19 protein-coding genes are annotated in these 19982 nt (G+C 63.4%); 15 read left to right on the plus strand and 4 right to left on the minus strand.

Translation table 11 applies throughout. The annotated features are described in order from the left end of the window. Positions 1 to 59: 59 nt before the first annotated feature. The 7 genes from LCM4577_RS14265 (at position 60) to LCM4577_RS14295 (ending at position 7510) form a co-directional block, all read left to right on the plus strand. Positions 60 to 503 (plus strand): endonuclease domain-containing protein, encoded by a 444-nt coding sequence (locus tag LCM4577_RS14265; RefSeq protein ID WP_040985882.1) that lies wholly within the window; start codon positions 60 to 62, stop codon positions 501 to 503. Next, the gene (locus LCM4577_RS14270) at positions 500 to 1669 is read left to right on the plus strand and encodes an acyl-CoA dehydrogenase family protein (RefSeq protein WP_116390060.1); all 1170 of its coding nucleotides are present in this window, start codon (positions 500 to 502) and stop codon (positions 1667 to 1669) included. Before LCM4577_RS14265 ends, LCM4577_RS14270 begins: the two co-directional genes overlap by 4 nt. Positions 1670 to 1701: 32 nt before the next feature. Next, positions 1702 to 2910: an acetyl-CoA C-acetyltransferase gene (locus LCM4577_RS14275; protein ID WP_071071834.1), complete on the plus strand. Its 1209-nt coding sequence runs from the start codon at positions 1702 to 1704 to the stop codon at positions 2908 to 2910. A 13-nt stretch (positions 2911 to 2923) separates the two neighbouring features. Beyond that, positions 2924 to 5143: a 3-hydroxyacyl-CoA dehydrogenase NAD-binding domain-containing protein gene (locus tag LCM4577_RS14280; protein WP_071071836.1), complete on the plus strand. Its 2220-nt coding sequence runs from the start codon at positions 2924 to 2926 to the stop codon at positions 5141 to 5143. Positions 5144 to 5152: 9 nt separating this feature from the next. Beyond that, entirely contained in the window at positions 5153 to 5695 is a 543-nt protein-coding gene (locus LCM4577_RS14285; RefSeq protein ID WP_071071838.1) for a thioesterase family protein, read from the plus strand. Positions 5696 to 5967: 272 nt separating this feature from the next. Then, a complete protein-coding gene (locus tag LCM4577_RS14290) occupies positions 5968 to 6609 on the plus strand; it encodes a helix-turn-helix transcriptional regulator (protein WP_041001666.1) in 642 nt (213 codons plus the stop codon). A 10-nt stretch (positions 6610 to 6619) separates the two neighbouring features. After that, positions 6620 to 7510: a thermonuclease family protein gene (locus LCM4577_RS14295; RefSeq protein ID WP_371410051.1), complete on the plus strand. Its 891-nt coding sequence runs from the start codon at positions 6620 to 6622 to the stop codon at positions 7508 to 7510. Here the strand turns inward: LCM4577_RS14295 and LCM4577_RS14300 are convergent. Continuing rightward, positions 7473 to 9122: a lysine--tRNA ligase gene (locus LCM4577_RS14300; protein WP_071071842.1), complete on the minus strand. Its 1650-nt coding sequence runs from the start codon at positions 9120 to 9122 to the stop codon at positions 7473 to 7475. The genes LCM4577_RS14295 and LCM4577_RS14300 overlap by 38 nt on opposite strands. 183 nt (positions 9123 to 9305) lie before the next feature. On the opposite strand from LCM4577_RS14300, the gene LCM4577_RS14305 reads away from it, so the two are divergent. Then, entirely contained in the window at positions 9306 to 9719 is a 414-nt protein-coding gene (locus LCM4577_RS14305; RefSeq protein WP_071071844.1) for a tellurite resistance TerB family protein, read from the plus strand. Positions 9720 to 9880: 161 nt separating this feature from the next. Here the strand turns inward: LCM4577_RS14305 and LCM4577_RS14310 are convergent, their stop codons facing one another. Then, positions 9881 to 10702: a transporter substrate-binding domain-containing protein gene (locus LCM4577_RS14310; RefSeq protein ID WP_040985874.1), complete on the minus strand. Its 822-nt coding sequence runs from the start codon at positions 10700 to 10702 to the stop codon at positions 9881 to 9883. A gap of 280 nt (positions 10703 to 10982) precedes the next feature. Between LCM4577_RS14310 and LCM4577_RS14315 the strand changes: the two genes are divergently transcribed. From LCM4577_RS14315 to LCM4577_RS14325, 3 genes are all read left to right on the plus strand, one after another. Next, entirely contained in the window at positions 10983 to 11714 is a 732-nt protein-coding gene (locus tag LCM4577_RS14315; RefSeq protein WP_040985873.1) for a LuxR family transcriptional regulator, read from the plus strand. Positions 11715 to 11812: 98 nt separating this feature from the next. Next, the gene (locus tag LCM4577_RS14320; RefSeq protein WP_041007387.1) at positions 11813 to 12451 is read left to right on the plus strand and encodes an acyl-homoserine-lactone synthase; all 639 of its coding nucleotides are present in this window, start codon (positions 11813 to 11815) and stop codon (positions 12449 to 12451) included. A gap of 11 nt (positions 12452 to 12462) precedes the next feature. After that, positions 12463 to 13212, plus strand: coding sequence for an enoyl-CoA hydratase-related protein (locus LCM4577_RS14325; protein WP_116390064.1), 750 nt, complete (start codon positions 12463 to 12465; stop codon positions 13210 to 13212). Positions 13213 to 13332: 120 nt separating this feature from the next. Here LCM4577_RS14325 and ppk2 read toward each other — a convergent pair whose 3' ends face one another. Beyond that, on the minus strand, positions 13333 to 14238 hold the full coding sequence (ppk2, locus tag LCM4577_RS14330; protein WP_071071848.1) for a polyphosphate kinase 2: 906 nt from the start codon (positions 14236 to 14238) through the stop codon (positions 13333 to 13335). Positions 14239 to 14436: 198 nt separating this feature from the next. On the opposite strand from ppk2, the gene LCM4577_RS14335 reads away from it, so the two are divergent. The 3 genes from LCM4577_RS14335 (at position 14437) to LCM4577_RS14345 (ending at position 17728) form a co-directional block, all read left to right on the plus strand. Beyond that, a complete protein-coding gene (locus LCM4577_RS14335; protein ID WP_041001680.1) occupies positions 14437 to 15702 on the plus strand; it encodes a cell wall metabolism sensor histidine kinase WalK in 1266 nt (421 codons plus the stop codon). A gap of 108 nt (positions 15703 to 15810) precedes the next feature. After that, positions 15811 to 16533: a phosphate signaling complex protein PhoU gene (gene phoU, locus LCM4577_RS14340; protein ID WP_071071850.1), complete on the plus strand. Its 723-nt coding sequence runs from the start codon at positions 15811 to 15813 to the stop codon at positions 16531 to 16533. 187 nt (positions 16534 to 16720) lie between these two features. Then, a complete protein-coding gene (locus tag LCM4577_RS14345) occupies positions 16721 to 17728 on the plus strand; it encodes a magnesium and cobalt transport protein CorA (protein ID WP_040985867.1) in 1008 nt (335 codons plus the stop codon). 168 nt (positions 17729 to 17896) lie between these two features. Here the strand turns inward: LCM4577_RS14345 and LCM4577_RS14350 are convergent, their stop codons facing one another. Continuing rightward, positions 17897 to 18415, minus strand: a complete 519-nt coding sequence (locus LCM4577_RS14350) for a GcrA family cell cycle regulator (RefSeq protein WP_040985866.1) — start codon at positions 18413 to 18415, stop codon at positions 17897 to 17899. Between the two features lie 358 nt (positions 18416 to 18773). On the opposite strand from LCM4577_RS14350, the gene LCM4577_RS14355 reads away from it, so the two are divergent. Continuing rightward, positions 18774 to 19973, plus strand: coding sequence for an aspartate aminotransferase family protein (locus tag LCM4577_RS14355; RefSeq protein WP_071071852.1), 1200 nt, complete (start codon positions 18774 to 18776; stop codon positions 19971 to 19973). Positions 19974 to 19982 lie beyond the last annotated feature (9 nt).

Genomic DNA, 19982 nt, shown 5'->3' on the forward strand with positions numbered 1-19982 from the left:
GCCCGCGACGATCTCGACACCAATTTTGACGGATGTGCGCTAGGAGGAGGACCACCGCAATGCCCCGCACGCGAGTCAGTTTCGAGATGCGGCAGAAGGCTCGCTCGCTTCGTCTCCATGCGACGAAGGCGGAGTCCTTGCTGTGGTACGAATTGCGGGAACTGAAGGCGGATGGCCTGAAATTCAGGCGGCAGTCGCCGATCGGGCCGTACGTTGTCGATTTCGTTTGTCCGTCGGTCAAACTCATTGTGGAGGTCGACGGCGACCTGCACGAAACCGAGGCTGGCAAGCGTCATGATTTGAATCGCGACTCTTATTTGCAGTCGCTTGGCTACGTCGTGCTCAGGATCGACGAGCCGGATGTTATCAATAGCGCCTGGCACGTTGCACAGTTTGTCAAAGGTGAGGCCGAGCGCGTCGCGGGCGACCCCTCCCGACCGCTTCGCGGCCACCCTCCCCTCAAGGGGGAGGGGGACGCCGGCGCCACGGAGGAAATAGCATGACAAATCCAGCCGAAATTCTTGGCCTGCCGAAGCCCGCCTGGGCGGCGGACGAAGTCGGCATGCTCTATGACATGGCGTCCCGCTTCATGGCCGAAGAGATCGCGCCGCGCTATGACGAGTTCGAGAAGAACGAGATCTTCGACCGCGAGAGCTGGCTGAAGGCCGGAGCGGCGGGCCTGCTGTGCGCTTCGATGCCGGAGGAATATGGCGGCTCAGGCGGCACCTTCGCGCATGAKAGCGCTATCATCGAGGCGATCGGCCATGTCGGCGTCGACGGCTTCGGCATCGGCCTGCACAACTCGATCGTCGCACCCTACATCCTGCATTACGGCTCCGAGGAGCAGAAAAAGAAATGGCTGCCGAAGCTCGCGACCGGCGAGTTGATCGGTGCCATCGCCATGACGGAACCCGGCGCCGGCTCCGACCTGCAGGGCGTGAAGACCCGCGCCGAGAAGGACGGCAACCACTATAAGATCAGCGGCTCGAAGACCTTCATCACCAATGGCCAGCTCGCCAACCTGATCATCGTCGTCACCAAGACCGATCCGGACAAGGGCGCCAAGGGCACCTCGCTGATCGTCGTCGAGACCGACGAGGTCGAGGGCTTCGAGCGCGGCCGCAACCTCGACAAGATAGGGCTGAAGTCGAACGACACCTCCGAGCTGTTCTTCAACGACGTGCGCGTGCCGACCTCCAACCTGCTCGGCCATGAAGAAGGCAAGGGCTTCGTCCAGCTGATGCAGCAACTGCCGCAGGAGCGCCTGCAGATCGGCACCGGGGCGATCGCCATGATCGAGCGGGCGCTGGCGCTCACCATCGACTACGTCAAGGAGCGCAAGGCCTTCGGCAAGGCGGTCATCGATTTCCAGAACACCCAGTTCAAGCTGGCCGAGTTGAAGACCGAAGCCACCATCGGCCGCGTCTTCTACAATGATTGCGTCACCCGCCATATCGATGGCGGCCTCGATCCGGTGACCGCCTCGATGGCCAAATACTGGCTCAGCGACCTGCAGGGCAAAGTCGTCGACGAATGCCTTCAACTGCATGGCGGCTATGGCTACATGAATGAATATCCGATCGCCCGCATGTACCGCGACGCCCGCGTCCAGCGCATCTACGGCGGCACCAACGAGATCATGAAATTGCTGATCGGGCGCTCTCTCTGAGCGCCGCGGCCGGCAAACCCAAGGAGCAGAAAATGGCCGAAGCTTACGTCTATGACGCCGTGCGCACGCCGCGCGGCAGGGGCAAGAAGGATGGCGCGCTGCACGAGGTGCCGGCGGTGCGGCTCGCCGCGAAGACGCTCGAGGCGCTGCGCGACCGAAACGGGCTCGACACCGGCACTGTCGACGACATCATCTTCGGTTGCGTCGATCCGGTCGGCGAGGCTGGCGCGGTCATCCCGCGCGCCGCCGCCTTCGAGGCCGGCTACGACACCAAAGCGCCCGGCATGCAGATCTCGCGCTTCTGCGCCTCGGGTCTTGACGCCATCAATTTCGGTGCCGCCAAGATCGCGCAAGGCGCCGACGAGATCGTCATCGCCGGCGGCGTCGAATCGATGTCGCGCGTCGGCATGGGCATGTCCGGCGGCGCCTGGTTCATGGACCCCTCCGTCGGCCTGCCCGGCTGGTTCGTGCCGCAGGGCATTTCGGCCGACCTGATCGCCACCAAATACGGGTTTTCCCGCGACGACGTCGATGCCTATGCGGTCGAAAGCCAGAAGCGCGCCGCCAAGGCTTGGGGCGAGGGTCGCTTCAAGAAGTCGGTGATCCCGATCAAGGACCAGAACGGTCTCACCATTCTCGACCATGACGAGCACATGCGGCCTTCGACTGACATGCAGTCGCTCGCCTCGCTCAATCCATCCTTCGTCATGCCGGGCGAGATGGGCGGCTTCGACGCGGTCGCCGTGCAGAAGCATCCGGAGGTCGAGGAGGTCAACCACGTCCATCACGCCGGCAATTCGTCGGGCATCGTCGACGGCGCCGCCGCCGTGCTGCTCGGCTCGAAGAAGGCCGGCAAGGCGATGGGGCTGAAGCCCCGCGCGCGCATCCGCGCCTTCGCCAATATCGGCTCGGAGCCGGTGCTGATGCTGACCGGTCCGGTCGACGTCACCGAGAAGCTCCTGAAGCGCGCCAAGATGAAGCTGTCGGACATCGATCTGTTCGAACTCAACGAAGCCTTCGCTTCCGTCGTGCTGCGCTACATGCAGGCTTTCGACATTCCGCACGATAAGATCAACGTCAATGGCGGCGCCATCGCCATGGGCCATCCGCTCGGCGCCACCGGCGCCATGATCCTGGGCACGGTGCTGGACGAGCTGGAGCGCCGCGACCTCAACACCGCGCTGGTCACGCTCTGCATCGGCGCCGGCATGGGCACCGCCACCATCATCGAACGCGTCTGAGGGAGAGAAGAAGATGAGCTACACCAATTTCACCCTCGACATGGACGCCGACGGCATTGCTCTGGTCACCTGGAACATGCCGGACCGCTCGATGAATGTCTTCACCGAGGAGGTGATGCGCGAGTTGAACGCCATCGTCGAGAAGGTGATCGCCGATGCCGCCATCAAGGGTGTGGTCATTACCTCCGGCAAGGACTCCTTCTCCGGCGGCGCCGACATCACCATGCTGCAGAAGATGCTGGCGACCTTCGCCGCCGACAAGGAGAAGGATCTCGACAAGGCGACCAGGGCGTTGTTCGAGAATGCCGGTTACATGACCGGCCTGTTCCGCAAGATCGAAACGTCCGGCAAGCCTTGGGTGTCGGCGATCAACGGCACCTGCATGGGCGGCGCCTTCGAGATGTCGCTCGCCTGCCATGGCCGTGTCGCCGCCGACAGCGACAAGGTGAAGATGGCGCTGCCCGAGGTGAAGATCGGCATCTTCCCCGGCGCCGGCGGCACCCAGCGCGTGCCGCGGCTGACCGATCAGCAGCAGGCGCTGCAGATGCTGACCTCCGGCCAGAACCTGACGCCGCAAAAGGCGAAGGCGATGGGCCTGATCCATGAGATCGCGGAGCCGAAAAAGCTTGTCGAGACCGCCAAGGCGATGATCAAAAACGGCCTGAAGCCGGTGGCGCCTTGGGACGAGAAGGGCTTCAAGCTGCCGGGCGGCCCGATCTATTCGGCCGCCGGCGCCAATCTCTGGCCACCGGCCATCGCCATCCTGCGCCGCGAAACCTACGGCAATTACCCAGCCGCGGCCGCGATCCTGAAGTGCGTCTATGAAGGCCTGCTGGTGCCGTTCGATACCGCGCTCCGGATCGAGCAGCGCTATTTCACCGAGATCATGCAATCGAAGGAAGCGGCGGCGATGATCCGCTCGCTGTTTCTGTCACTGCAGGAGCTGAACAAGGGCGCGCGCCGCCCGGCCGACGTGCCGGAGACCAAGTTCAAGAAGATCGGCATTCTCGGCGCCGGCTTCATGGGCGCCGGCATCGCCTATGTCACGGCAAAAGCTGGCATTCCGGTGGTGCTGCTCGACCGCGACCTGCCATCGGCCGAGAAGGGCAAGGCGCATTCCGACAGCCTGATGTCCGATCAGGTCAAGAAGGGCCGCGCCAAGCCGGAGGACAAGGACAAGCTCCTGTCGCTGATCACCCCGACGGCGGACTATGCCGACCTTGCCGGCTGCGACCTCGTCGTCGAGGCCGTCTTCGAGGATTCGGGCGTCAAGAAGGACGCCACCGAGAAGGCCGAGGCGGTGCTGAAGTCGTCGGCGATCTTCGCGTCGAACACGTCGACGATCCCGATCACGGCGTTGGCGAAGAATTCGGCGCGGCCGAAGAACTTCATCGGCATCCACTTCTTCTCGCCGGTCGACAAGATGATGCTGGTCGAGATCATCCTCGGCAAGAAGACGGGCGACAAGGCCCTGGCCGTCGCCTTCGACTTCGTGCGCGCCATCAAGAAGACGCCGATCGTCGTCAACGACACGCGCGGCTTCTACGTCAACCGCTGCGTGCTGCGCTACATGTCGGAAGCCTACAAGATGCTGATCGAAGGCGTTCCGGCACCGATGATCGAGAACGCCGCCAAGGCCGCCGGCATGCCGGTCGGCCCGCTGGCGCTGACCGACGAGACGGCCGTCGACCTTGCCCAGAAGATCATGAAGCAGACCATCAGGGATCTCGGCGACAAGGCGGTCGATCCGAAGCAGATGGCGCTGATCAACACCATGGTCGACACGCATGGCCGCTTCGGCCGCAAGAACGGCAAGGGTTTCTACGACTATCCGGCCAAGCCCGCGAAGAAGAAGCTGTGGCCGGGCCTGAAGGATCTCTATCCGCAGCTGAAGCCCGAAAAGGTCGACTATGAGGAACTGAAGCAGCGCCTGCTGGTCACCATCGCGCTGGAAGCGGCGCGCGTGATGGAAGAAGGCATCGTCACCGATCCGCGCGAGGCCGATGTCGGCTCGATCCTCGCCTTTGGCTTCGCGCCCTTCACCGGCGGCGCCCTGTCCTACATCGACGGCATCGGCGCCAAGCGCTTCGTCAAGATCGCCAAGGGCCTGCAGAAGAAATATGGCGTCGAATTCAAGGCGCCGAAGCTTCTGCTCGATATGGCCGAGAAAGGCGAGACCTTCTACCAGCGCTTCGACCCTTACCAGAAGGGCGAGGTAAAGCAGGCGGCCTGACGAACCAGCATGTATGTCTGGGGGCGAATGGCCCGCACCATGGCCACGGCGTCGAGCCGTGGCCCTTATCGGGTCGGCGAGGAAAGCCGGCTCGCTTTTCGCTGCCTGCCGATCGACATCGATTTCAACCTGCATCTCAACAATGCGCGCTACATGATGCTGGCCGACCTTGGCCGCATCGACATCTTCCTGCGTGTCGGGTTGATCGCGCTGGCGCGCAAGAACGGCTGGGCGCCGATGATCGGCGGGCTGCAGGTCGCCTACGTGCGTGAGATCAGGCTGTGGCGCCGCTTCGAGGTGGTGTCGTCGATCGAGACCTGGGAAGGCACGTCCGTCATCGGCAGGCACAGTTTCGTCCTCGATAGCGGAGAGACGGCGGCGCTGATCCTGACCACGGGCGGCGTCTATGACCGTGGCGGCCGCCGCTTTCTCGACATCGACGAGGTCGTCGCGGCGCTCGGCCATGCCACCAGTCCACGCCCGCCGACCGAAGCCGAGCGGGCCTTCATGGTGTCGCACCGGAATTTGCGCGAACAGGCCAAAGCGGCCTGATCGCGCCTCGGCTCAGACCGACTTGCCGGAAATCGGCACTTTATCCGAAAAGATCATCAACTCATCGTCGGAGACGACGGCCTCCCGCCTGGGATGCTGAGGAACTCAGGAAGAGCCTGCCGAAGGCCTTGGCCGGGATCAGATAGGCGCCGCGTCCGAACGAGGCTCGTGGAGCATTCTTAACGATCCGCCGGCAGCGCCGGTGGACAAGGACGTGACTGCGCGCTAGACAGGCTTGAGGCATTTTTTCCTGTTTGAAGGAGTGCGCGGCATTGCTCTCACACGACCGCGTATGGGCCGCAATCGACGCTCTTGCCGAGCGCTATTCGCTATCGGCTTCCGGCCTTGCCCGGCGCGCGGGCCTCGATTCGACAGCTTTCAACAAGTCGAAGCGCCTGTCGTCCGACGGCCGGCCGCGCTGGCCCTCGACGGAATCGCTGGCCAAGATCATCGAGGCCACCGGCGCTTCGCTGGAGGAATTCACCGGACTGGTCGAAGGACGCGGCGGCGTCTCCGTCGCCCACCAGCGTCGCGCCGTACCGTTGCTTGGCTTCGCCCAGGCAGGTGCGGGGGGGTTCTTCGACGATGCCGGCTATCCGGCGGGGCAGGGCTGGGATCTGGTCGAGCTTCCGGCGCGGGCGACCGAGACGTCCTACGCGCTGCAGGTGCAGGGCGATTCCATGTTGCCGCTCTACCGCAATGGCGATGTGCTGATCGTGGAACCGGGCGCGCCGACGCGCAAGGGCGACCGTGTTGTCGTCAAAACCACCGCCGGCGAGGTGATGGCCAAGGTGCTCGACCGGCAAACGGTGAAATCGATCGTGCTGGTCTCGCTCAACCCCGCCCACCCGGACCGTGACATCCCGACGCGCGATATCGAATGGATGGCGCGCATCGTCTGGGCAAGCCAGTAGGCCGGGACCGGTGCGGCTTCTTCAAACAGTTCTGGCAGTCCTGGCGGTTCCGGTCATGGCGGCGCTTGTCGTTGCCGGCGGACACACGGTCAAGGGCCACGAAAGCGTCGTCACGGTCGATCAGATCGATCCCATCGCCGATGCGCTTCCCACCGGCAACGATACCCTTTCCGCTTCCGGTTCCGACGCAGCGCAAGAGCCGGCGACCTCGGCTATTCCCACGCCCGACGCTCCGCAGCCGCCGAAGCCCGCCGTTCATTCGAGAGYCATCGATCCCGACGTCGTGGCGCCGCCGGAGCCGTCGGATCAGGAACTCGAACGGGTGGAGCCGCGCGCGCCGCTCAGCGATCTGGCGCTGGCCGGGCCGCCCAAGCCGCCCAAGTTGAAAATGCCGGACGACTGGAACGGCACTAAGCTGTTCCAGCCGGTCGCCGCCGCCGCCGGGCTGATCGAGGCGAAGGGCTATGCGGTCGCGGTGTCCGGCGTGGATGTCGTCAAGGCCGACGAAACCTGCAGCGACGCGGGTAAGAGCTGGGCCTGCGGGGCGCGCGCCAGGACAGCCTTCCGCGCCTTCCTGCGTGGCCGGGCGGTCGCCTGCACCGTGCCGCCCGAGGGCGGTCGCGACACCATTTCCGCCGAATGCCATATCGGCAATCAGGACATCGGCCAGTGGCTGGTCGAGAACGGCTGGGCGCGCGCCGCGCAGGGTGGTCCCTATGTCGAGGCCGAGAACAAGGCCCGCACCGCCAGGAAGGGCATTTTCGGCCCGGCGCCGAAGCTTGACGGCTTGCCTGCGCTGCCGGCAGCGTCAGGGACGGCGCCGGTGGCGCCGGATTCGATCCTGCCGGCCGATGGCGGCGCCGTTACGCCGCCAACTGACCAGCCAGAGCCCGCTCAATGAGCGCGCGCGTCTCGGCGATGCCGTAAAGCGCCGCGAAGGAGCCGAAGCGCGGTCCGCGCTCCTGGCCGATCAGCACCTGGTAGATCATCTGGAAGAAGGCGACCGACACGCCGGGCCCGCCTTCGGGGCTCTGCTTGGAATGGTCCTGGTAGCGCTCGATCTTGCGCGCCACGTTGAGCGCGGCGTTCTGGATCGCCTCGCCGTCGGCGCCTTGCGGCAGAGCGCCCAGCGCCTCGGAAAGCTTCCCCAGCGCCTCGCGCTCCACATCGTCGGCGGCGCGAAAAACCTTGGTCGGCTTCACGAAGTCGTCGAAATAACGGATCGCATAGCCGGTCAGCCGATCGAGTTCCGGATGCGTCTTCGGCGTCACGCCCGGCGCATGCCGCGAGATGAAGCCCCACAGCACCGACTTGTCATGCGCGTTGGACGCGCTGACCAGGTTGAGCAACAGCGCGAACGGCACCGGCAGGTYGATCGCCGGCGGGTTGCCGTCATGCATGTGCCAGACCGGATTGCCGAGGCGCTCCTTCCAGTCCTGGCGCGGATAGGCGCCGAGGAAAGCGTAATACTCGTCCACCGCCTTCGGAATGACGTCGAAATAGAGCTTCTTCGCCTGCCGCGGCCGCTGATACATATAGAGGCCGAGGCTCTCGGTCGGCGCGTAGGTCAGCCATTCGTCGATGGTGAGCCCATTGCCCTTCGACTTCGAGATCTTCTGGCCTTCCTCGTCGAGGAACAGCTCGTAGACGAAATGCTCCGGCGCGCGTCCGCCGAGGATGTTGCAGATACGGTCGTAGATCGCCGCGTTGGTCTGGTGGTCCTTGCCGAACATCTCGAAATCGACGCCGAGCGCCGCCCAGCGCATGCCGAAATCCGGCTTCCACTGCAGCTTCACATGGCCGCCGGTAACCGGCAGCGTCGTCTCGGTGCCTTCGTCGTCGAAGGTGATGGTGCCGGCCTTGGCGTCGACATTTATCATCGGCACGTAGAGCACGCGGCCGGTCCGGGGCGAGATCGGCAGGAACGGGCTGTAGGTCGCCTGGCGCTCCGGCCCGAGCGTCGGCAGCATCACGCCCATGATCTCGTCATAGCGTTCGGCGGCGCGCAGCAGCACCTCGTCGAAACGGCCGGCCTTGTAGTACTGCGTCGCGCTTGCGAACTCGTAGTCGAAGCCGAACGTGTCGAGGAAGCGGCACAGCATCGCGTTGTTGTGGTCGGCGAAGCTCGCATAGTCGCCGCCGAACGGGTTGGGCACCGCCGTCAGCGGCATATGCAAATAGGGCTCGAGCGCGGCGCGGTCCGGCACGTTGTCCGGTATCTTGCGCATGCCGTCCATGTCGTCGGAGAAGCACAGAAGCTTGGTCTTGACCTTGTCTTGCGTCAGCACCCGGAAGGCATGCCGCACCATGGTCGTGCGCGCCACTTCGCCGAAGGTGCCGATATGCGGCAGGCCGGACGGGCCGTAGCCGGTCTCGAACAGCACGGTCTCGGGAAAGTCCTTGCCCTTGTAGCGGGCGATGATCTTCTTGGCTTCCTCGAACGGCCAGGCCTTGCTCTCGGCCGCCGCGGCAAGCATCTCGGGATTGAGATCGATGATGTTTGATCCCGTCATGTCGAAGTTCCAGTCATGGCCGTCTGCGCGGCGGATAAAATCTGTCGACCGGTCTCTAGGCGCGCGAGGCCGGAGCGTCAACGATTTGCGGTGGTTTTCCTTGCGGCGCCATAATGGCGCTCCTACGTTGGAGCGCTATTATCCCGTTTGGGGGAAAGACATGAACGCTTCCAGGAGTTTTGAATGCCTTCATTGACGCCGCACGAAGCCCTGATCCACCTGATGGTCATCACATCGGCTTCAGATCGCGACATGACCGATGTCGAGTTGGCGCGGATCGGCGACGTCGTCCGCTCCTGGCCGGTATTCGTCGATTTCAACCAGGACAGGCTGGTGCAGGTGGCGCAGGCCTGCCAGAAGGCGCTGCATGAGAAGGACGGGCTGGAAGGTGTGCTGGGGCGCGTCGCCGAAGCGCTGCCCGAGCGGCTGCGCGACACCGCTTATGCCGCCGCTTTCGAGGTCGCCGCAATCGATCTCGAGATGCGCATGGAAGAGGTCAGGGTGCTGCAGCTCATCCGCCTCAAGCTCGATCTCGACACGCTGACCGTCGCCGCGATCGCGCGTGCTGCGAAAGCGCGCCTGCGCACGCTGACCTAGGCTTTGTCGATATTCAGGTGATGCCGGCCTGCAAATGGCGGGTTCCTGCGCTTCCGGTGCTCACGTACGAAAAGTACGCTCCGCTCCGGTTCTCGGAACCCACCATTTTCGACTCGGCCTGACCTGAATCTCGACAAAGCCTCAGCGTGTCACTTTCGTGTTCAGAAGAAGCTCACCGGGAAATAGCGCAGGTAAAACTCGGCGAAAGTGCCCTTGATCGAGATTTCCTGCAGCGCGTAGTCGAAGGCGGCGGCAAGCGCGGTGTCGCTCTTGCGGGTGGCGATCGCCATGCCCGAGCCCAGATATTCCGGCGCCAGATACGGACCGCCGGCGAAGCGGCAGCAGCCGCCGGCATCCGAGCCGCCCAGCCAAAAGGCGAAGCGCATGCCGTCGCCGAAGGCGGCGTCGATCTTGCCGGCCTTGAGATCGGCATAGAGCTCTTCCGGTGTGTCGAAGGTCACCACCTGCACGGTGTTGAAGTAGTCGCGCAGCATTTTCTCATGCGCCGAGCCGCCGATGACGCCGACCCGCTTGCTGCGCAGCTTGTCGAGGATCGGCTCGGCGAAGGCCTTCGCCTTCGGCATGATGAAGCGCGCGGGGAATTGCATGTAGGAGCGCGAGAAGGCGTATTTCTCGCGGCTTTCCGGCGTCGCGGCGATGCCGGCGATGATCGCCTCGCCTTCGCCTTTCTGAAGGGCATCCTCCAGTTCGCTCCACGGCAACGCCTGGACCTGGCATTTCTCGACGATGCCCAGCTCCGCGCAAATCGCCCGCGCCAGATCGATGTGGAATCCCGACAGCCGGCCCGACCCATCGAGGAAGTTGAAGGGCGGAAAATCGGTGGTGGTGAGGAATCTAAGCCGCGGCAGCGCGGCGAGGTCGGGCTTCGGCAGCCGCTCCTTCGCGTCCCACAATACCGGCACCTGCGGCTCCGCGCCTTGAGTCGCGCCGGCAAAGGCCGCCGCGCCGGTCAGGAGCAACATCAAGGCCGGAAATATCCACCGCAAGATCACGATTTGGCTCCGCACCTGTCCCCGTTCCTTGGCTTTTCGTATGAAAACGGGGCAGGCACAACGGTTTTTGATTTCAAGCGGTCAAATTAGGCGTATGGTTTAGCGCGTTTGCAAATGACCTGCGTGCCGGAAGGGGGAAGCTGCCGGCATAGCTGAGGAGATTGCAAAGTGGGGGTTGATGGCGACGGGGTGTTCGTCCATCTATCGTCGGTAACGAGAAAAGCAGAAGCAACATGGGGTAGATGTTGCGATGGGCCTGTTCGACAGAACTTTGGAATACATAGACCAGTTGCAGCATGCCGGCACCGCGGCCGCGGTTTGCGAGAGGCTGCTCGGCGTCACCTCGAATTTCGGCCTGACCGCGCTGATGGCGGGAACGGTGCCGCAGCCCGGCACGCCACGCGGCCAGCAGAAACAGCATGTGCTGCTTTGCGATTGGCCAGGCAATTGGCTGGAGCGCTATGTGGCGCGCAACTATGTCGACCACGATCCGGTGGTCAGCCATATGAAGCAGCTTCAGGCGCCGTTCCAATGGCGGGATGCTTCCAAAAGCAGCGTGATCGACAAAAGCAGCGACGAAGTCATGGGCGACGCTCGCGAGTTCAAGTTGCGCGACGGCCTGGCGCTTCCGCTGGTCACGCTCGACGGCCAGATCGTCATGGTCTCGCTGGGCGGCGAATCCGTCGAGCTGTCGGATCAGGAATTTGGGATGGTCTCGCTGGCATCGACCTACGCGATCGGTCGCGCGATGCAGTTGCACACCAAGGCCGACGGCGTCATCGATCACATAGAATTGACGGCGCGCGAGCGGGAATGCCTGCAATGGGCAGCCGTCGGCAAGTCCGAATGGGAGATATCTCAAATTTTAGGCATCTCGGAACACACTTCCGAGAAACATCTTCTTAACGCCAAGAGCAAACTGGGCGCAGCCAACCGCGTGCAGGCAGTCGCGGAGGCGATTAGGCGTGGCTATATTAGCTAGGTCGGCCGTGCCGACCTAGAAATTCTTGCCTGCGCAGTCGCGCAATATTTTAAGGGACATCACGGCCGTATCTTCCTCTTAAGCCTAGGAGACGGCTAATGCTTTTCGCCCTTACCACCCAGGAATTGATGGAACGTCCCGACCTTTGGGAGGCGGTTCATCGCCTGCGCTACAAGATCTTCGTCGAGGAGATGGGATGGACCGATCTCGATCGTCCGGACCAGCTCGAGATCGATCAGTTCGATCATGACGAGGCCGAACATCACCTCGTCATCCGCAACGGCGAACTGGCAGGCTACCAACGCATGCTGCCGACCACACGGCCGCATCTTCTGACCGACGTGCTGTCGGATCTCTGCGAGGGGCCGTCCCCCTCGGGACCGAATGTCTGGGAGCTCACCCGCTATGCGGTGGCTCCGGGTTTTCGCGACGGCAAACGCGGCGTCTCGACGGTCGGCACCGAACTGATCGCCGGCTTCGTCGAATGGGGCCTGAAGCGCAACGTCAATCAGGTCATCATCGAGTTCGAGCCGATGTGGGTGCTGAGAGCCCTGCAGCTGCATTTCCTGGCAAAGCCGCTCGGCTATCAGCGCACCTATGGCAACCAGCAGGTCGTGGCGACGCTGCTGACCTTCACCGACCATACGCTCGAGGTCGTGCGGGCTCGCCGCAACCACTTCCTGCCGGTGCTGAACCGGGGCTATCCCGGTCAGCTCGGCCTGAAGCAGGCGTCGTGATGGAGGTGGTCATGAGTTTCCATCCCGAACCGGAACTGCGTGGCCACACGCTGGTCGTCACAGTGTCCTCGCATGACGAAAGGCCGGTGCTCGACAGGCATGCCTATGCGAGCCTTGCCAGGACCTTCCACGAGGCGGCGGTCAATGACGAGGTCCGCGTCGTGATGCTGCGCGGCCTTGCCGGATGCTTCTGCCTTGGCGGCGACTTCTCGGAGTTTCTGGACGCCACCAAGCACCGAGAGCTGATCGCCGCCGTCACCGACATGTTCCGCATGTTGGCGACCTTCCCCAAGCCGGTGCTTGCCTGTGTCGACGGCGACGCCGTCGGCGTCGGCTGCACCATCCTGTTCCATTGCGACATGGTGATCGCTTCCAGGGGCAGCACCTTCAGGGTGCCGTTCGTCGATTTCGGCCTGGTGCCGGACGCGGCGACCAGCATTCTGGCGCCCCAGAAGCTCGGCTATGCCGGCGCCTTCCGCTTCTTCTGCCTGGGCGACACGCTGGGCGCCGAGGACGCCAAGGCGCTCGGCCTGGTCGGCGAGATCGTGACGCAAGGCAGCGCCGAGGAAGCAACGCTGGCGAGGGCGAAGCAGCTGGCCAAGAAACCCGTGACGGCATTGCTGCAGACGCGCAGCCTGCTCAAGGGGGATACGGACGTGTTGTGCGACCGCATCGACCACGAGATCACGCTGTTCCAGCAGGCGCTTCAGGATGACACCACGCTGAAGCGGCTGCAGCGGATCGCCCGCCTGGCCGCCTGAGCGCCTGGCCTAAAATCTCAGCGCCGCGTAAGCCGAAGGGCCCGCGGCGCTGTAATTCCCGCCTTTGTTTGATGCATGTCGTTTCCCCGAGCCGCCACGCGCCTCTGGGTGGGGCATGCATCAGTCCTTCAGGAACTCCGGCCCCTCGCCGATGATCTTCTTGTCGGGCTTGCCGACGGCGTCGAGGTCGCGGCCGTCATAGGGCAGGGAAAGCAGGATGCGCTGGATCACCGCGAGCCGGGCGCGGCGCTTGTCGTTGGCCCGCACGACGATCCAGGGCGAGAACTCCTTATGCGTGCGCTCGATCATCTGGTCGCGCGCCTTGGTGTAGTCGTCCCATTTGCTGACGCCGGCGATATCGATCGGCGAGAACTTCCAGTTCTTCAGCGGCGACCAGCGGCGGTCATGGAACCGTTCGAGCTGCGTTTCGCGGCCGATATTCAGCCAGAATTTGAAGAAATGGATGCCTTCGTTGCTGATCATCCGCTCGAAATGCGGCGTCTCGTCGAGGAATTTCTCGTGCTGCTCCGGCGTGCAGAACCCCATGACCGGCTCGACGCCGGCGCGGTTGTACCAGGAGCGGTCGAAGGTGACGAACTCGCCCGAAGTCGGAAAGTGGTCGACATAGCRCTGGTAATACCATTGCCCGGCTTCGGTCGGCGTCGGCTTTGTCAGCGCGACGTTGCGTGCCGTGCGCGGGTTCATATATTGCCGCAGCACGAAGATCGTGCCGCCCTTGCCGGCGGCGTCCCTGCCCTCGAACAGCGCCATCACCCGCTTGCCGGTCGCCTGCAGCCAGGCTTGCGCCTTGACCAGCTCGATCTGCAGGCTCTCGAGCTCCTTTTCGTAGTCCTCGCCTTTCATCTTCTTGTCGTAAGGATAGCCGCCGGCGGTAAGCTTGTTGTCCTCGATCCAGTCAGGCAGCACCGGATTGTCGATGTCGAACTCGCGCTCCTTGCCGCCGATCTTGATCTTGATCGGTGCCGTGGCTGGCACCGCTTCAGCCGTTTCCTTGGCCTTTTTCATCCAGACGAACCTTTCCAGTTTGCGGACTCATGCTATGGAGCCTGTGCAGCGTAGCGCGCATTCGGGCGCAAAGACGCTGTAGCATTTTGATTTTGCGCATGAACCTTCGCGAAAATCGATCCTGATTTTCAGGGCCATGCGCCAGGCCGGTCCAGCGAACTGCTGACCGATCGACGGCATGCGGGGTGGCGCGGGCCTATGGCAGAGACGGGCGCTGAGCAGGACGGCAAGGGACAGGCCCTGGTGGCGCGGCTGTCGCGCAACCGCTGGCTGCTTGGCGCGGGTGTTCTCGCGGTCCTTGCCGTCTATTTTTTTGCTGGCGTCTCCGTTTATGTGCTGGTGCTGGCCCTGGTCGCGCTGGCGGCCGCGGCGATGCTGTCCAAGGATGCCGGACGCCAGCCAGCCGATGCAGGAGCGGCGATCGAGGCAAGCGGGCTGCAAAGGCTCTCCGGCGAGTATCTGGCGGCCGCGGTCGCCGATCCGCTGATCATCTTCGACCATTCCGCCACCATCGTTCATGCCAACGCTGCCGCCTTCGCCGCCTTCGGCGGGCTGGCGCCGGGCATGTCGCTGTCATTGAAGTTCCGCGCGCCGGAAATGCAGGCGCTGCTCGATGGCATCCTGTCAGGGCAGGTCGCCGCCGACGCGGTCGACTACACCGAAAAGCTGCCGGTGGAGCGGACATACCGTGTCAGCGCGTCCACGGTCGGTCATGCCACCGGCCTGTATGTGCTGGTTTTCAAGGACCAGAGCGAGACGCGCCGCATCGATCGCATGCGGGCCGATTTCATCGCCAATGCCAGCCACGAGCTGCGCACGCCGCTCGCCTCGATCGCCGGCTTCATCGAGACGCTGCGCGGGCCGGCCCGCAACGATCCGGCGGCGCGCGACCAGTTCCTGCAGATCATGCAGAACCAGACCGGCCGCATGGCCCGCCTGATCGACGATCTGCTCTCCCTGTCGCGGTTGGAGATGAAGCCCTATCTGAGGCCGGGCACGGAGGTCGATCTTCGCCAGACGATCGACAGCGTCATCGATTCGCTCGGGCCGCTGGCCAGCGAGAACGGCGTCGTCATCGAGCGGGAGTTCGCAAGTGGGCCGCTCGTCGTTCCCGGCGATCGCGACGAACTGTTCCAGGTTTTCGAGAATCTCCTCGAGAACGCCTGCAAATACGGCCAGTCGGGCGGGCGCGTCACCGTATCGATTGCCGGCAGCGAGGATGGCCAACAGCCGGGCTTCGACGTCACGATCAGGGACTATGGTCCGGGCATTGCCGAAGAACACATCCCGCGCATCACCGAGCGCTTCTACCGTGTCGATGTCGAAAGCAGCCGCACCCAGAAAGGCACCGGGCTTGGCCTTTCGATCGTCAAGCATATATTGACCCGTCATAACGCAAGACTGTCCATCAAGTCGGAGGTCGGCAAGGGCGCGGCGTTCACTGTTCATTTGCCGGCTCGCTGATCGTATATTGGTTGCTAACCGGGATTTTCTTCATTCTGTCATGCGGTTCACGTATCAGCGACGGAATGAGGGAACGCACCAGCCGGCATAAACCGGGAAGGCATATCCATGCAGTCCGTCCATATCGTCAGTGCCTATGACGAAGAACTGAAGTATCTGTCGAAGCGCATCGCCGCGATGGGCGGGCATGCCGAGCGCATGGTCGAACAGGCCGTGGCGGCCCTGGTGAACGTCGATCACGGCCTCGCCCAGAAGGTCATCCAGGACGATCTCGTCCTCGACGAGGGACAGCGCGAGATCGACGACAAGGCCATCATCATCATCGCCAGGCGCCAGCCGATGGCGACGGACCTTCGCGAGATCGTCGGCGCCATCCGCATCTCGGCCRATATCGAGCGTGTCGGCGATCTGGGCAAGAACGTCGCCAAGCGCGTTGCCGCGGTCGACGGCCGCCAGCCGAACAGTCTTTTCCGCGGTCTAGAGGCCCTTGCCGACCTGGCGTTGACGCAGCTCAAGGAAGTGCTCGACGTCTATGCCTCGCGTTCGGTCGAGAGGATCGGCTTCGTGCGCGATCGGGACGACCAGATCGACGCCATGTACACCTCGCTGTTCCGCGAGCTTTTGACCTACATGATGGAAGATCCGCGCAACATCACGCCCTGCACGCATCTTCTGTTCTGCGCCAAGAATATCGAGCGCATCGGCGACCATGCGACCAACATCGCCGAGACCATCTACTACATCGTCACCGGCGACCAGATGCCCGCCGACCGTCCGAAGGGCGACAAGACCGACAAGGTTGTGCTGCCCGGCGTGGTATCGGCTAAGTGAACGGGCGCCTCTCGAACGGCTTTCTAATTTAGGCTAAGCTCCTCTGGAGCGTCTCACCGTTTCATGGAAACGGCGAAACGCCCTAACTATTTGTTTTTACGCAATTCCGGGCGGAAAACCGCTCACACTTTTCCTGGAATTGCTCCAGGCGCAGCAATTTGTCAGTCGCAGTCTCGGGAGGTTTGCGATGGAACAAGTTCGGAACCTGACTCCGGCCTCGCCGACATCAGGCATCATTGCATCCAGCGTCTATCTGGGGGGCAAGCGGGTTGCCGACATCGCCATCGAACAGGCCGGCGAATGGGCGGCAAAACCCGGCCATGTCGTCTGGATCGGGCTGCTCGAGCCCGATCGCAACCTTCTGCTCAGGGTGCAGGCGCAATTCCACCTGCATGATCTGGCGATCGAAGATGCCGAGCATCCGCATCAGCGCCCGAAGATCGAGCAATATGGCGATGCTCTCTTCATCGTCGCCCGCACCGCGCAATTAATCGACGGCCGCGTCACCTTCGGCGAGACGCATCTGTTCGTCGGCACCGGCTACATCGTCAGCGTCCGGCATGGCCCCTCGACCTCATACGCCGCCGTGCGCCAGCATTGGGAGAGCTGCCCGCATTCGCTCGCCAAGGGCGAGGATTTCGTCCTCTACGCCATCCTCGATTTCATCGTCGACAATTACATGCCGGTGCTGGAGCAGATCGAGGACGAGGTCGAGGCGATCGAGGACAAGGTGCTTTTGAAGCCGATGACCGGCGCCGATATCGAGCGTCTGTACATGCTGCGCCGCGATCTCTTGCGGCTGCGCAATGCGGCCCTGCCGCTGGTCGAGGTCTGCCGCAGGCTGACCAGCGCCGATCTGCCGCAGATCCATGCCGCCATGCATCCGCTGTTTCGCGACGTGACCGACCACATCCGCACCGTGCAGGAAAAGATCGACAGCTTGCGCGAGGTCCTGGCCTTCGCTTTCGAAGCCAGCCTTCTCGTCGGACAGAGCCAGGAAACCGCTATCTCCAAGAAGCTCGCCTCATGGGCCGCCATCCTGGCGGTGCCGACGGCTTTCGCCGGCATCTATGGCATGAACTTCTCCGACATGCCGGAGCTGAAGATGGAATATGGCTATCCGACCGTGCTCGCGGCCATCGCGCTGATCTGTGCGTTCCTGTACTGGCGGTTCAAGAAGAATGGATGGCTGTGATCGGAAGCGAATAGCGAATAGCGAATAGCGAATAGCGAAATAGTGAAATAGTGAATAGGGAGAAATGCAAAAACGGCTTGCTTCCTCCCAGAAGCCAAGCCGTTCTATTCGCTATTCGCTATTCGCTATTCGCTATTCGCTATTCGCTATTCGCTATTCGCTATTCGCTCAGCGCGCCCTGCGCCGCTCCGCCGCCGGCTGGAACGCAACCCGGGAATGATACTTGCAGTACGGTCCCGTCTCGGCGGCGTCGTTGCCGCAGAAGCTGAAGTCTTCCGAGAGCGGGTCGCCGTTCGGCCATTTGCAGGTCCGTTCGGTCAGTTCGACAAGCTGCAGGTTGCGCGAGATCGGCACCACGACGTTCTCGACCGGGCGGATATAGTGGCGGGCGACCGGCTCGGCGTCGAACTGCACCTGCAGCGCGGTGGCGCCGATGGTGGCCGTCACATGGCGCGTGGCGCTTGCGGCGCGGGTCACCGACTTCTGCATCGAGGCGCCCTGCGTCGCCTTCTTCTGGCGCGCCGGGGCGGCCGTCGCGCGACCGCGACCCGACAGCTTCAGGCGATGCACCTTGCCGATGACGGCATTGCGGCTCACTCCGCCAAGCTGTGCGGCAATCTGGCTGGCGCTCAGGCCCTCCGACCACAATTTCCTGAGAAGTTCTACCCGCTCGTCAGTCCAATTCATGGGGCCGCGCTCCTGCTGAGGCGTGCGGCAGCCAGAATCCTTTCCCGAGCCGGCTCTCGCCGGGCAAACGACACCACATGTACCGGGTGATTTAGATCCGCCGCACGAAATATAGTTATTTCTCGACTACAAATACCTTATGCGCTGACTCGGTGACAAGAGTCCCAAAGGCAACACCGATTCGGTTTTTACGGTTTTCCCCAACTTGCCTGACCGCTGATGAGCCGGCGTGGCGCCAAGGGGTTGCCACGCGCTTCTGCGTGACGTTTTCGTTGACTTCATGGCCGAAAAACATGATAAGCCGCAAAGGCCGCCGCATTGGCGGCTTTTTTGATTTCCGGTTCCGGAGACGCATATAATGAGCGGTTCGGCGCTTTACGAGACCTTTGCTCGCGCACCCCTGGCTTTTGAGCGTGGGGAAGGGACTTGGCTGGTCACCGACAAGGGCGAGCGATATCTCGACTTCGCGGGCGGCATCGCGGTGAATTCGCTCGGCCACAGCCATCCGCATCTGGTCGCGGCGCTCACCGAACAGGCCGCCAAGCTCTGGCACGTCTCCAATCTCTACGAGATCCCGGAACAGCGCCGGCTGGGCGAGCGGCTGGTCGACGCCACCTTCGCCGACAAGGTGTTCTTCACCAATTCGGGCGCCGAGGCGCTGGAATGCGCCATCAAGACGGCGCGGCGCTACCAGTTCGTCAAGGGTCACCCGGAGCGTTTCCGCATCATCACTTTCGAGGGCGCCTTCCACGGCCGCACGCTGGCGACGATCGCCGCCGGCGGCCAGTACAAATATCTCGAAGGCTTCGGCCCGAAGGTCGAGGGCTTCGACCAGGTCGCATTCGACGACATCGACGCGGCCGAAAAGGCGATCGCGCCGGAGACCGCGGCAATCCTGATCGAGCCGGTGCAGGGCGAGGGCGGCATCCGCCCGGTGCCGACGCAGTCCTTGAAGCGGCTGCGCCAGCTGTGCGACCAGCACGGCCTGCTTTTGATCTTCGACGAGGTCCAGTGCGGCATCGGCCGCACCGGAAAATTGTTCGCGCATGAATGGGCCGGCGTCACGCCCGACCTGATGGCGATCGCCAAGGGCATCGGCGGCGGCTTCCCGATGGGCGCCTGCCTTGCCACGGATGAGGCGGCAACCGGCATGACCGCCGGCGTGCACGGCACCACCTTCGGCGGCAATCCGCTGGCGATGGCGGTCGGCAACGCCGTGCTCGACGTGGTGCTGGCCGACGGTTTCCTCGAGGACGTGCAGCGCAAGGCGCTGCTTCTGAAACAGGGGCTGGCCGGGGTCGCGGACGAATTTCCCGACGTCATCGAGGGCATCAGGGGAACCGGCCTGATGCTCGGCCTGAAATGCGTCATGCCCAACACCAAGGTGAACATGGCGCTGCGCGACCAGCACCTGCTTGCCGTGCCGGCGGGCGACAATGTCATCCGCCTCCTGCCGCCGCTCACCGTTACCGACGCGGAGATCGGCGAGGCGCTGGAGCGCATTCGTGCCGGCGCCAAGGGCCTGACCGACGCTATTGCGGCCGAAGCCGCGAAATAATTTCTGGAA

It is taken from the genome of Mesorhizobium sp. LCM 4577 (genome assembly GCF_001854795.2).
Taxonomy (GTDB): domain Bacteria; phylum Pseudomonadota; class Alphaproteobacteria; order Rhizobiales; family Rhizobiaceae; genus Mesorhizobium; species Mesorhizobium plurifarium.